The 12,666-nt window shown below is 45.9% G+C and carries 11 protein-coding genes; 4 read left to right on the forward strand and 7 right to left on the reverse strand.

Going from position 1 to position 12,666, the window contains the following annotated elements; all coding sequences use genetic code 11:
• Nucleotides 1–252: 252 nt before the first annotated feature.
• Nucleotides 253–900, reverse strand: a complete 648-nt coding sequence (locus U2F10_RS31455; RefSeq protein WP_499874262.1) for a hypothetical protein — start codon at nucleotides 898–900, stop codon at nucleotides 253–255.
• Nucleotides 901–1,326: 426 nt separating this feature from the next.
• Between U2F10_RS31455 and U2F10_RS31460 the strand changes: the two genes are divergently transcribed.
• Nucleotides 1,327–3,648, forward strand: coding sequence for an NACHT domain-containing protein (locus U2F10_RS31460; RefSeq protein ID WP_499874264.1), 2,322 nt, complete (start codon nucleotides 1,327–1,329; stop codon nucleotides 3,646–3,648).
• A 161-nt stretch (nucleotides 3,649–3,809) separates the two neighbouring features.
• The gene (locus U2F10_RS31465; RefSeq protein WP_499874265.1) at nucleotides 3,810–4,601 is read left to right on the forward strand and encodes a magnetosome magnetite crystal formation protein family; all 792 of its coding nucleotides are present in this window, start codon (nucleotides 3,810–3,812) and stop codon (nucleotides 4,599–4,601) included.
• A gap of 493 nt (nucleotides 4,602–5,094) precedes the next feature.
• Here U2F10_RS31465 and U2F10_RS31470 read toward each other — a convergent pair whose 3' ends face one another.
• The 6 genes from U2F10_RS31470 to U2F10_RS31495 all read right to left on the reverse strand — a co-directional run bounded on the left by U2F10_RS31470 (nucleotide 5,095) and on the right by U2F10_RS31495 (nucleotide 9,565).
• Nucleotides 5,095–5,871 carry a hypothetical protein gene (locus U2F10_RS31470; protein ID WP_163670094.1) on the reverse strand — a complete coding sequence of 259 codons (777 nt, stop codon included), beginning with the start codon at nucleotides 5,869–5,871 and terminating at the stop codon, nucleotides 5,095–5,097.
• A gap of 590 nt (nucleotides 5,872–6,461) precedes the next feature.
• A complete protein-coding gene (locus U2F10_RS31475) occupies nucleotides 6,462–7,016 on the reverse strand; it encodes a hypothetical protein (RefSeq protein ID WP_499874266.1) in 555 nt (184 codons plus the stop codon).
• 7 nt (nucleotides 7,017–7,023) lie between these two features.
• Nucleotides 7,024–7,377, reverse strand: a complete 354-nt coding sequence (locus tag U2F10_RS31480) for a RidA family protein (protein WP_499060854.1) — start codon at nucleotides 7,375–7,377, stop codon at nucleotides 7,024–7,026.
• A 110-nt stretch (nucleotides 7,378–7,487) separates the two neighbouring features.
• The gene (locus U2F10_RS31485; RefSeq protein WP_499874268.1) at nucleotides 7,488–8,096 is read right to left on the reverse strand and encodes a cupin domain-containing protein; all 609 of its coding nucleotides are present in this window, start codon (nucleotides 8,094–8,096) and stop codon (nucleotides 7,488–7,490) included.
• Between the two features lie 198 nt (nucleotides 8,097–8,294).
• On the reverse strand, nucleotides 8,295–8,903 hold the full coding sequence (locus U2F10_RS31490) for a cupin domain-containing protein (protein WP_499874269.1): 609 nt from the start codon (nucleotides 8,901–8,903) through the stop codon (nucleotides 8,295–8,297).
• 104 nt (nucleotides 8,904–9,007) lie between these two features.
• Nucleotides 9,008–9,565, reverse strand: a complete 558-nt coding sequence (locus U2F10_RS31495) for a sigma-70 family RNA polymerase sigma factor (protein WP_490793768.1) — start codon at nucleotides 9,563–9,565, stop codon at nucleotides 9,008–9,010.
• A 294-nt stretch (nucleotides 9,566–9,859) separates the two neighbouring features.
• Here U2F10_RS31495 and U2F10_RS31500 point away from each other — a divergent pair, with 294 nt between their 5' ends.
• Both U2F10_RS31500 and U2F10_RS31505 read left to right on the forward strand, forming a co-directional pair.
• The gene (locus U2F10_RS31500) at nucleotides 9,860–11,110 is read left to right on the forward strand and encodes a DUF4331 domain-containing protein (RefSeq protein ID WP_490793767.1); all 1,251 of its coding nucleotides are present in this window, start codon (nucleotides 9,860–9,862) and stop codon (nucleotides 11,108–11,110) included.
• 118 nt (nucleotides 11,111–11,228) lie between these two features.
• The gene (locus tag U2F10_RS31505; RefSeq protein WP_499874271.1) at nucleotides 11,229–12,581 is read left to right on the forward strand and encodes a tetratricopeptide repeat protein; all 1,353 of its coding nucleotides are present in this window, start codon (nucleotides 11,229–11,231) and stop codon (nucleotides 12,579–12,581) included.
• The last annotated feature ends 85 nt before the right edge of the window (nucleotides 12,582–12,666 follow it).

Below are 12,666 nucleotides of genomic sequence, written 5' to 3' on the forward strand. Positions count from 1 at the left end.
TTTCCACAGGTAGGACAGCTAGGCATACCGTAGCTCAATGGTTGGAAATCAGCTTTCATGGTATTAGCTCTGATGATGACTGTTGGTAAATTGAGCATTTACTCATTTACCGTTGGTCATACGATAGACCCATAAAATATCCGTGCGGTTGAACGTGCGGTTGCTGCGGTTGTAAATTTTTGTATTTGTCGTTATTGATACATCAGAGCTTGTCTATGCACTAGCAATGCTACGTAATATGTTTGCTAGTTTCTATACTGAAACCAAGGAATCGGAAAAGCTTTCACGCATATTGTCCAGTTTCGAGAAAGGAGATTCACATTGATAGAAAAGCTGTAGCAATGAGCTGTGCAATAGCAAGTTATCTACTTTCCTGGGGTGATGGTAAAGCTCCTTGAGGAAGTTGCTATTTTGTAGCGTTTTTGACGGTAGCATATCAAGTAGCAGATAGTCTAACGGCATCCATACTGATTTCTGCCATGGTTGTCCATAATACTCTTTAGTCCATTTGGTATGGATGCCCCTAATGGCGGGGAGTAGCGCATCAACTAAGAACTTGGACTGGTAACCTTGGGTGTCGCCACTGGCTAGACGCCGATTCTCTTTCTCCAGCACGATTATGGTTTTGATGTTGACTGGTCGTTTTTTATAAACCGCTATCAATTCCGCTAGACTGGCTGGATTCTGATAATCAGCAGCTAATTTCTTGGCTGGTGCATTACGACTATCAAAAATGCCCAAAATATCATCATCATCGATCTGAAATACATTGTGGAAGTTTCTGTTGCCTGTGTATCCACCACAGATGCCAAATGCATCAGCCCACTCTAAACCCTTGTAAAAGTTCTTGATACACCGAATGGCAATGGCTTTCTGTTCCTCGGTTATCCAGGCATTCATGCTATTTGCCTTGGGGTTTCCAGGAAAAAGATTATGCTGTGTCAGCATAGCTCTGCGAGCAATTTTCCATTCAATAGCTGTAAAACTACTGCATAAGTTACTCAAGTTTTCCGTATGTCCTTAACGTATGAACCAATTCTGTATAGGGAACATAAAAGCCATGCATACATAACCTAAAAGAGTAAAGCACTTTATCTTGCGCAATTGCCAGTAGTTATTGTTTAACCCTGGATTTATTCCATCCATATGACCAGTAAAAGACTCACTGTATAAGCAGTAAACCTCAAGAAAAATGGTACTAGTGGACTGTATGGATGGAAAGACATTCAAAATGTAGGACAATTCACAATTTAGAATGTCCTAAGAGCTGAAAATATTTTTAGGAAAAATAATCAGTTCCTCAGGGTTCAGCCTTTAGTTAAACGCATGCCTTCAATCAACTACTCTTACCTTACGCTCAAGCCAGAATACCGTGAACAGTTTCTACAAAAGGCAAGATCTAGATTTCCAGGGAGACATATCAAAGGCACATGGGAAGCGGTCAATGAGATCCTAGACCCTGATAAGCCTAGGATTAGTGATGATACAATTCGCCGTATTCTAACAATCGATGGTCATCGAGGGCTTGCGGACAAGGTAGATGCCGTTTGTAGCCTCTTTGGTCCACCTTGGTACGAGGCATGTATAGAGGGTAATAATTTATCCGATTCCAATATTGAGGACCGTATTAGTGAGATTCGCCGGAAGGTTGAAGCTGATCTTTTTTCTAATACTCGAAGGCTCAATACTCAGCAACTTAACCGAAGACTCAATCATGACTTTATTGAGCTTTCTCTAATTGAGGTGACCTCTCTGCCGTCAGACTATCCACCAGTGGCGGATCCTAATGCCCTTGTTGATAGTTCGCACCTGACAGAAGAAGATTTTGATCGGATGGGTATCAATTTACTGCGAGGTAAAAAAAAGAAGATCAAAGAGGTTGTCAATGGGCACCATAATATTTTTGTTTATGGAGATCCGGGCTCAGGTAAGACAACGTGTCTACAGTGGATGACTTTGAAGTGTTGTCAAAGAGAAGCTTTGCAAGAGGTTATTCCAGTATTTGTTGGGGCACGTTGGTTCGCATCAACCACTGAACATGAAACACTACAAGAATGGATCGAAAAAAGATTCTCTCACTGGGGATGTACTCCTGCTGAACGCAATGAAATTTTGGAGTCTGGTCAAGCTGTTTTTATCTTGGATGGTATCGATGAAATAGCAGCTACAGAGCGAGAACGCATAGAGACCGAGATTGAGCGTTTGTTGCGGAATTATGAACGATGTCGTTTTATATTTAGTTCTCGCCTAGGGCGTGAATTTCCTTTTTCTGGTGGCTTTCAAAAGGTTATTATTGCGCCTTTACAAAAGGCGCAAATTAAGCGATTTGTTGAGAACTGGTTTAGACAACCTGGAAAGGATATAGCTTTAGCTGATCAAATGTTGAAGAAGCTTCGTTCAAAAGCTTATAGGGGTATTAGAGAACTTTCTCAACGACCTATTTTATTAGATTTGTTATGTGTTGTTTTTGAGAGTCAAGCGGATCTTCCTCGTAGACGGTTTGAAGTTTTTCGTAAGGGTATTGACCTGATGACGCGGAAAAACGTGTCATTAGAAGAAGGGGGAAGCTCTTTTAAAACCCTGCGTGAATTGGATGTCCAAAATATACTATGCAAAATTGCTAATTACTTTTTCTTAAAACGCAAAATAATTTTCCCCACACTGGAAGTAGAAAGCACTATTCAGGATTATTATGAGATTGCTTATAATAGGCCAAGAAGTTTGGTCCCTAGCAGGCTAATATTACAAGGGATTGAGCAGTCTAATGGTCTATTAGTACGTTGGGCAGACAATTTTTGTACGTTTTCTCATTTAACGTATCAAGAGTTTTTTACGGCTGATGAGTTAGTCAGGAATAACAGATATCAGGAGGTTTATGAACATATAGATAAAACCCGTTGGAAATTTGTTATAGGATTGATATCTGAATGTCTTTCCTATGAATATATATGGGGCTTTCTGTGTGGCTTTAAGTTTAAAATTGATTCGACTATTTCAGATGAACCAGTTTTACTAAAATTTTTAGAGGAAGTCGAAAAAATAGCAGCTTCTACTGTTCAACAGCTAGATTCAAATCAACCCCATCTTGAGAGTTATGCCCGTGCTTGGTATTTTGTGTATGCTCTTAAAGATACAGGTCGTGTAACAAATGTAGGTGCAGTATATAGATATTTTGACTTGCCCGATTTTGAATTCGCTACCAGTATGATCGATGGAAAGCTTTTGGAAACTCATGAATGTGTTTATAAGCTTTATCATGATTTTGAACAAAAGATTGAAACACCTCAGGGATTTATTAATGCTCTTCAGCGTTTGCAGGGTCTATTAATTGATGATTTTCAAAATTATGAGGTGGTGAAAGGTTGGCTCGAATTTATTCGTCAACAACGTGGAGACTTTTCTGACCTTGAAGAGTGGTGGCAATACAAGCGTAATTATTGGCAAGGACGTATCATTCGATTTATAAAAAAGTTAAAGTTACCTTGTGCTGTTGAGCTGACGCCAGGGCAGAGAGATAAATTGCATTCTTACTACAATGCGACGAAGCTTTTTTCGACATGCATGACCCGTTCTCTATTAGATGACCTTCAACGCGAGAAGGTTGTCGACTCAATGCTGTCAACTCAGACGCTTGTATCTGAGGAGTGATGGTCAAACCAAATACGGCCTTAACCGATGCTGCCCGTGATGGCTTTATAGATATTGCCCGCCTCCTCATTTTTGGATGGATATTAAGTTTTATCCAAAATTGATGTATTTCATGCTGTAGACGTCGAAGTGTAAATGAATACCATGGGCTTACCATCGTTATGAGTCAGGAAAAAACAACTCCTTCAGTAGAAATTTTTCTCCACCTTTCCCTTCTGTTGAGTTGGGTTGTTCCTATACCCTTTATCGATATCTTAGTGCCAATTATTATTTGGCAAGCCACTAAAAAACAGTCCCCTCAAATTGAGCCCCATGCGCGTAATGCCATTAATTGGCTGATTTCATCGACAGTTTACAGCGTTGTTTTACTGGTTACGTTAGTCGGGACGATTTTACTGCCGGTGTTATGGGGGCTGCGCTTTGTATTTCCAATTATTGCGGCTATTCAAGCTAGTAAGGGAAAGACGTGGAAATACCCTCTTGCTATTGATTTTCTAGGAAGTAAACCTGAAAAACAACTCCAAAGGGCAGCTATTGGTTTTTTGTCATTGGTGGTTATACCTGTAGCAGCCTTACTGGGTTCTATTGTTTGGCAAAATAATCGTGTCAGCTGGCTGGATAGCCTGTCACCTACTACGGGGACTGTCTCACAGGTCAATGAGAAGACAGATGAGTATGGTGATACGCTCTACCAGCTTGTAGTTGAATTTGAGGGACCTAATGGAGATTTGTATGATGTTTCTCCACTGGGGTGGACAGGTTCCCCCACTTACAAGAAAGGAGAGTCTGTCGGAGTGCTGTATACGCCCACTGAACCACAGAGGGCCATTATTGACAGCTGGTCTGAAAAATGGTCTATGGTCACAGTAGCCTTGGTACTGAGTGCTATTGTGTTTGGGTTTTCGCTGATTCCCAGTATATTTTGTTTGATTGTGCAGCGTTTTTCCCCATGAGGACTGTCCGCTCAAGCAACGATAGGACTCTACATTTAACCCACCAAGGAGCTGTTAAGAAACAAGTTCATGATTTGAATGCAGTAACGTTTATCCTGACCTCACCGTAACTCCCACCAAACCTGAATCGTTGCAATGAGCGACATCCTACTTTCGGGGGGTGGTGGGGAGTCGAGGCCCCACGAACAGGAGGGTTTCAGGGAGGAAAGCCCTGAGCAATCCCTATCGCGATTACCCTATGCTCAACCGATGTATCTTGGGAGGTTGGTAACTCGCAAAACCCGCTGCGTGGGGTCCCGCCGAGTTCCCCACACCCCCATGGCTAGGGCGGACCGCCGCCCTAGAACCCTCGGAAAAATATCAATGATATCCCTAGCAGCCTATTTGGGCAGTTGGCAAAGTGGTTTAGAATTTTGCGCGCTGCGACAAAATTCTAAAAGGAGAGGTTATCCCATTTCCTGTTAGGCAAAATAGCCATGGTCAACCCATGAGCTTAATTTTTAACAAGCCCCAAGTTAAATCGCTGTAGTTTGGCATCTAGCATTTTAGGTAGTGCCTTTTGTAATGCGGATTTGCTGGTAAATTCCAGCTTATGCTGAGCGGCAATATCAAACGGAAACTGGCCTGGTAAGTCTCCCCGCTCCATTTGAGCCACAATCAATTGCTCAGGTCGCTTATTGCATAGGGCATACCCCAGCTCTACGCAAACTGCTGGATTGGGCACTAGTAAGGGCAAATCGCTATCGACTTCAAAAATTGGTGTGGCATCGGCAATAAACAGCAGGCTCCGGCGAATGTGGCGCATCAGGTTGCTGTTTAGTCGTACAGGGCCATTGCTGAGCCGGTGGGATTCGACTAGCTTGATGGGTAGCCGAGAGCGACGGTTAAACTTTTCGACGTAGGGTTCAAGGGCTGCCTGTAGCAAATCGCTGGATTCTGGATATTCCTCCTGGTAGCAGAGGAAAATAGTGGGATCAAGGTTGGCGAGGGAGTCGGCCTTGGCAAAGTAGATTTCGTGGCTGATCAGGTCGATATTTGCGATCGCATAGGTCCCGCTGCCTTCAATGTAAAACTCCACCGCATCCCCTTCCAGGTAACGCTGGAACCACTCTGCGTCGCGCACATCGGCAATATCATCCAAAAAATCAGCCCGCAGCGCTGACTTCAGCAGACTATTCTTTGCCAGCCGCAGATCGTGGGGTCGCCTTTCTAAATCCCGAATTGGCTCATAATCCTGGAGATACCAAGCCTTAAGCGCAATTATCGCCATACTGCCTCAAACAGATTGATTTGCTGTGGTCTAGGGTATCCCAACTCTAAACCATCAAAACATTGCTATGGCCATCAGAATTTGAAAAACCATGTATTAAATCATTTTAGATCATTCGTACTATTTTTTTCTGGCAGTCTGTCAAATCTTTGCCAAATACATAACCGATGTTTTACTCGGCCTCTGATGACTGCGCTATCGCCTGCTGCGTCAGCATCTCTAGACACTTCATCGAACTGTTCAGACAAGGAATTGCCAGCGCTGGCGCGGACCATGGGAGTAATTTCAACTCTTGATTCATTTTTGCCCTGCGCTGAGTAAGTTGCTAATACAGACTAAGCACTTTGTACGGTGAAACTTATGACAAATTGCTAGTATTTCACGTCTAGTGTTAAAAGCGTAGCGCTTGTCCGTAAGGTGGAGTAGACATAACGGTTCAGGGAAAAAACCGCTATCGTTATAGACAAACTGAACCCTCGTGCGATTCGATTCAGATAGCATGGGGGTTGTTTTTTGGCCATCGATGTTCGGCTTCGCCATGGTAGGGGCACACCCTTCGGATGTTGGCTGATGTTCCATAGAATAGGCCATCAGTCATCAGGCTCTAGATCACGAGCAATTTGCCAAACGCGACAGTTGCGACAATGGGGATCATCTGAAAATGACAAACGAAGCTGAGCAGCGACAGCATTTGCATGGTCCAGGTTTGACAGCAGTCCAAATTGATTAACATCTGAGGGGATAAAACCAGCGTCTTGATCTGAAAATTGCCCGCAGTTGGTCAAAACGCTATTACCCTCCGCATCATCGACAATGTCAAAACCACAGAATTCAAATTTGGGGGGTATTGCGTGGATGTGGGTTGGCTGCTCAAGGATAGCCAGTAGCTGATCTTGCCCTATACGCCAGCGAATGCGTTGGCGGAGGTAAGCGAGATTGGTGAACCAGGTAATGCGACAATCTGCTTGGACATTGTAAGACCAGTCTTCATCCATAAGATCATCGATCAGATCAGGGCAGAGAATATAGTCAAGGGTGACAACTTCAGTGATGTGGGTGAAGCCAGAAAACTTAATGTAGCTATGCCAGTCTTGAGTTTGGGGTGGGATAAAGCGTTGGCGGGCGGTGAACATCCATTGAGTCATCTCTCTTTCACGTAACGACGCAATCTACTTCGATTTCCACCAACCAATCTTCTTTAATAAACCGTGATACTTCTACAAAAGTACAAGCAGGACAAATCTCAGAAAAGAATTCTCCATGGGCCTTAGCGGCTTCCTCCCATCTGGAAATATCTGTGAGCATCACCCTTGTCCGAATAACATCACTTAACTTGCCACCAGCATCTTGAATCGCTTTATGGATAATACTTAAACAGCAATACGTTTGACCATATACATCCCCAAGACAAGCTGTGGAACCGTCATCCCCAATGGGTGCCGTTCCTGCGATTGAGATGAGGTTAGCAATCCGTACTGCCCTTGAAAATCCTATCGGTTTTTCCATTGGAGAACCAGAGGAAACGTTTTTTCTTGCCATAGAAATCAATTTAGAGTGTGTAGCGTTGCTCAGCAATACTCAAATAGAATTTAGGCCCTGAGAAACATGGAGAGCCTTTAAACATCTAAAATGTCATCGTCCATCGACGACACGCATAATAACAGACAACCTGTTAGCGATTTCGGCTGATGGCTAGTCTTACCAGGGGCAGAAACTTGTTCACCTGGATGGTATACCTGACCATCTACTACAAAGTCTCCATCCAGTACCAGTACGGTCTCTCCACTGGCATGATAATGATTCGGAAACAGACCAGCGCCAATCTTTCGTGCAAAAAAGGCTGCTTCACGAGAAGCTTCTTCTGTTTGCCAGGGGGCCACTTCCACACCTGACTTACCAGGTAACAGAGACCAGCTTAACTCAGCTGCCTTTTGTTTTAGCTGATTAATGGGCACATCCAACAGCTGCAGCAATTCTGAGCTCGCTCCCACAGACTGAGCAGCGATCCGTTGCCATAGGCGCTCCTTTAGAGCCGCTGCCATTGGCACAGGTTTGGCCACATAGGCCAATGTAGCCGCTGTCTCTTCAAACTCACGAACTGCCTGCTCTAACTCTGTACTGTCTAACAAATCCTGCTCAAACTGGGCACGCTCGTCTGCCTCTAGCGCATCAAGGGCATAGAGGGCGGCTGCATCGGCATTTGAGTAGGACTCAGGAGGGTTCATGGCTTCATGTTAGCTCGGTTAATTAAGAACTAGTGTGGTGACACGAATGCTAACAGCGCTCTGCTGTCGCTTCAAAGCTTAAGACTACGTACAATGAAAAACGAACTGGGCAGGGTTGAGAGCTTGCATATAGGCTGACGGGCGCATAGCCGTTCGCCCCTACGGAATTGGGTTGATCATCTTAAAAAATCTTTATTCTTAAGATTCCAAAATGTCATCGTCCATGGAAGACACACAGAATAATAGGCAACCGTTCAACGTTTTTGGCTGATGGCTTGTATTACCAGGAGACGATACACATTCCCCTGACCGATATACCTGGTGGTCAACAACAAAATCTCCGTCCAACACCAGCACCGTTTCGCCACTAGCATGGGCATGGTTAGGAAATAACCCGCCTGTGGCTTTGCGTACAAAAAAGGCAACTTCGCGATCGCAATCATCAACTCGCCACATGGCAATTTCTGCCCCCGAGTTACCAGGCATCAACGCCCAGTCTAACTCAGCCGCCTGGTGCTTCAGCTCAGCAATCGGCAAATCTAGCAACTCCACTAAATCTGAACTCGGCCCGATAGACTGCTGAGCGATCCGTTGAAATAAGCGATCTTTTAAATCTGCTGCCATCGGCACAGGTGAGGCACCATAGGCCAAATTAGCCACCACCTCTTCACACCCACGCACCTCCTGCTCCAGCTCTACGCTATCCAATAGCGCCTGCTCAAACTGCCTACGCTCATCTGCCTCTAGCGCATCAAGGGCATAGAGGGCAGCTGCATCGGCATTTTGATAGCGCTCAGGAGATGTCATGTTCTTATACTAACTCGGCTACTAACTCGGCATTTGAAACCTATAGGATTAGAGGATAGCTATATAGGTATACGCTAGCCATCCCGGCTTGGATCTCATATTTTTTAACCTGTTCCCAAAGCCTGTTTTAGTTTGCGCAATCCCAACCGAATCCGCGTTTTGACCGTGCCTAAGGCCAGACCAGTTTGTTTGGCAATTTCCGACTGACTATAGCCCTGGTAATAGGCCAACTCAATCACTAGGCGCTGTTCGTCTGGCAGCTCACCCAAGGCCTGCATCACGACTGTCCGGCGCTCAGCAATCATCAGAGCGTCATCCGGCCTATCAGAAGCACTCGTCTCGACCGTCTTCGTAGCCGCTTCGACGACCTTAGTCTGCCGTTGCCGCTGCCGTAATCGATCCAACGACCGACTGCGGGTCATTAAAAATAACCAAGAATCCACACGGCTGCGACTGGAATCATATCGGGCAGCCGTTCGCCAAGCCTTGGCAAAGACATCCAGGACAACTTCCTCCGCTTCTTCCACAGAGCCAAGTATTTTAAAGGCCAATGAATACATGACTCGGGCGTAGCGATCATAAAGCTGACTGAGTGCCGCCTGGTCTCCTTGCACCATGCGGCTAATCAGTTCGGTTTCATCCTTAGATTGCAGTTTTGCCATTTATTTCAACTTTTTTTTGAAACCGAGAGATCCAATCCGCCAAGCCTGGCGTATACCTTTTCAGATTGCACAAAATCATCGCTTACAAATAGGGCAGAAAACCTCTGCTCCGACAATATTGACGATTTTTATATGTTGTCATGGCCTATGCTCCCTAGCAACCGGGTCTGCTTTGAAATGCGTGCAATTTGCCCACGTCCAGAATTGTAAGTTTTCAGTAGAGAAAACACCAGCTTTGGCCGTGGTTTAACGAAAACCCCATTCTATTCATTTCCCAAAAGGAGAAATTGAACCATGCTGAAGTCTTTACAAAACACTCTAGGCCAACTGTCTAAGCGCCAAACCTGGCTAAAACTCAGCGGAGTGTTTCTAGCCACCACCCTAACCTTAGGGGGAGCCGCAACATTAATTAACGCGTCGGACCACGATGATGGAGAAGTAGATGTTAAAGGTCGTAACCTCAACATTACTGACGTTTATGCATTTAGAGAGAAAGATCAAAACCCCAATGCATCTGAAGATGATCTCATCCTGATGATGAATACCAATCCTCGCTCCCTAGCGCGACAACAATATTATTTCAGCACCAATGCTCGCTATGAATTCCATATTGACTCTGTTGCCAATAAAGATGCCAAGGTTGCTGGTCAACCGGATCTAACGCTGCGCTTCGAGTTTGGTCCTCCCAATGAAAACCAAGAACAGGAGGTTACGGTCACGACTATCAGAGACGGTAAAACTAGAGTTCGGAAAGCTGTCACAACATCTTTGTTCGATTCCTCACCCAATATTAACAATGTTAAATTAGGTGGCGAGCGTCTGACTGTTTTTGCCGGATTACGAGAAGATCCCTTCTTCTTTGATGTAGAGCAGTTCTTCCGTGTCCGTGCCGGAGCGGCTGGCATTGGCCCTGCTGTCGGTTTCCGCAGTGCCAATGAAGCGGTTGACTTTGCTGCTGGATACAATGTCAATACTATCGCTGTGCGTATCCCGAAAAAGGTCTTAAGAGGCTCCACAAGTGCCGATGTTTTTGATGTCTGGACGACGATTTCCACCCCTGATGCCAGTGGCAACTATGTCCAAGTTGAACGCCTGGCCCGCCCTGGTATTAACGAAGGGTTAGTGATTACCAACGATTTCCTAAATGCTCTAAATAGTGTTGGCCCTGACTTCGAAGCCGCCGCATTAGCAGGTGAACAACCCGCCGCCGATATTGCTGGCCCCATTGTGGGTGAAGCTAAGAAAACCTTGCTGGCCCTAGGCAATAGTGAAGAACGTGCTAATGCGTTATTAGGAGCCTTCTTGCCCGACGTTATGCGCATCGACACCAGTGGTCCCAGTGGCTATGCCAATGATCTAAATGCCGCAGGCAGCCCTGTGCGCGGGCGCATGTTAGAGGATGATGTCATTGATATCACGCTGAGTGTTCTATCTAATGGAGCAATCACGACCGACAATGTTTCCTATGAAGGCACTCCTGGAAATCCGGCCCAGGGACATCAGCCATTAGAGCATACGTTTCCTTACTTGGCATTGCCTAATTAGGCTGCACCCAACGTCCCTCTTGCTAGCAAAGATAGCAAGCAGGACATCAAAGAGGATTAATCATGTCCTAATTCAGAAGGGCGCATGGCCATGCGCCCCTACGCAACAACATAAACCCATGTTATTACCTCTCAATCTTCGTTTCACCCAGCGTCGTCGACAGCTGCTGTGGGGCATTGGCATCCTCCTGATTGCCACTACCGTCCATCAACTCAAACCTCTCCTCAACACCAGCCCCTACGATTACTCTTTCTCGCCTCCAGACCAAACCGACATCACTGGCCAACTCGAACAGGAGATTGCCTTCTATAAAAATCGCATCCGCCAAACTCCAGAAGACGGTCTTAGTCAAGCGGCCCTCGCTAGCACTTACTTAAAACTGGCCCGTGCCACTGGTGATGCCAACTGGTATCTTCTTGCTGACCAAGCGGCTCAACAATCTCTACAAAAGCTGACGTTTAACAACGAAGGGGCTCAAATTGTTCAAGCCAAAGTCGCTGAAGCTCAGCACGACTTCGACCGCGCTATTCTTATAGCGAACCAGGTGCTTGCCACCCAAGCCTATTCTGAACCAGCTCAGTCTATCTTGATCACAGCATACTTAGGCAAGGGCAATCTCACTAAAGCCAGGACCATCGCAGACAATCTGGTGCAGCAAATACCCACCCTAGGCTCCCTCACGCTGCGGGGCCTTGGGCACTATGCACTAGGCGAGGATGCATTGGCGATTAAAGACTTTGAAGCCGCCCTCAACGCGGAAGAACCGCAGGAATCAGGGAGTTCTGCCTGGACTCGTACTTTGATGGGGCGTTTTTACGCTAGCCGAGGAGATTATCAAACTGCTCAACAACTCTACCAAGAAGCCCTAGACATTTTGCCTCGATACCCTTTAGCCCTAGTCCATATGGCTAAGCTCAAAACTCGCCAAGGGCATTACCGAGCTGCGACAAAGCTCTACTCTCAGGTGTTTACTTCCCAAGACTATCCCCATGTGTGGGACCATGTTGCACTTCAAGGCATGGCTCAAGTTGCGAGTCTCCAGGGTAATCGAGCAAAAGCTCAACAGTTGTGGCAACAAGCCGAAGAACAGTTTAGACAACATGAAGACTTAGAGACCTTTGGGCATCGTCGTGCCTTAGCACAGCTGTTATTGGACCGAGGTGATGCGGCTGATCTGCCAGAAGCTTTGGCACTGATGGACGCTGACGTAAAAATACGTCAGGATGCAGACACCTTAGATACTTACGCCCGAGTGCTCATGCAGTTGGGGCGTTGGCAGGATGCTCAACGAGCGTTGCAAAGAACCCTTGGGCAGGGCACTCGCAATGCGGTGATTTTTTATCGGGCTGGGTTGGTTGAGCAACAGTTGGGCAATGGGTCTAAGGCTAATCAATATTTTGAGGCTGCCCAGATGGTTGATCCCAGCTTTGGTGAACGGGACCAGCAGATTTGGGGGCTGGTTGCTGATTAGCCTTTGCGGTTAACCCACCCCGCTTTTCAGGCACCCCGCCCAAGAGGGGATTGCATTAGCCCTCCCCATAGTTTTTTATGCCTTT

This window comes from Leptothoe sp. EHU-05/26/07-4, assembly GCF_043421015.1.
Classification (GTDB): domain Bacteria; phylum Cyanobacteriota; class Cyanobacteriia; order Phormidesmidales; family Phormidesmidaceae; genus Leptothoe; species Leptothoe turfae.

Excerpts from the sequence above, each read along its gene's own strand:
- U2F10_RS31465 (WP_499874265.1), top strand. The coding sequence starts at position 3,810 with ATGAGTCAGGAAAAAACAACTCCTTCAGTAGAAATTTTTCTCCACCTT.
- U2F10_RS31500 (WP_490793767.1), top strand. The coding sequence starts at position 9,860 with ATGCTGAAGTCTTTACAAAACACTCTAGGCCAACTGTCTAAGCGCCAA.
- U2F10_RS31455 (WP_499874262.1), bottom strand. The coding sequence starts at position 900 with ATGAATGCCTGGATAACCGAGGAACAGAAAGCCATTGCCATTCGGTGT.
- U2F10_RS31495 (WP_490793768.1), bottom strand. The coding sequence starts at position 9,565 with ATGGCAAAACTGCAATCTAAGGATGAAACCGAACTGATTAGCCGCATG.
- U2F10_RS31490 (WP_499874269.1), bottom strand. The coding sequence starts at position 8,903 with ATGACATCTCCTGAGCGCTATCAAAATGCCGATGCAGCTGCCCTCTAT.
- U2F10_RS31485 (WP_499874268.1), bottom strand. The coding sequence starts at position 8,096 with ATGAACCCTCCTGAGTCCTACTCAAATGCCGATGCAGCCGCCCTCTAT.
- U2F10_RS31475 (WP_499874266.1), bottom strand. The coding sequence starts at position 7,016 with ATGACTCAATGGATGTTCACCGCCCGCCAACGCTTTATCCCACCCCAA.
- U2F10_RS31480 (WP_499060854.1), bottom strand. The coding sequence starts at position 7,377 with ATGGAAAAACCGATAGGATTTTCAAGGGCAGTACGGATTGCTAACCTC.
- U2F10_RS31470 (WP_163670094.1), bottom strand. The coding sequence starts at position 5,871 with ATGGCGATAATTGCGCTTAAGGCTTGGTATCTCCAGGATTATGAGCCA.
- U2F10_RS31460 (WP_499874264.1), top strand. The coding sequence starts at position 1,327 with ATGCCTTCAATCAACTACTCTTACCTTACGCTCAAGCCAGAATACCGT.
- U2F10_RS31505 (WP_499874271.1), top strand. The coding sequence starts at position 11,229 with ATGTTATTACCTCTCAATCTTCGTTTCACCCAGCGTCGTCGACAGCTG.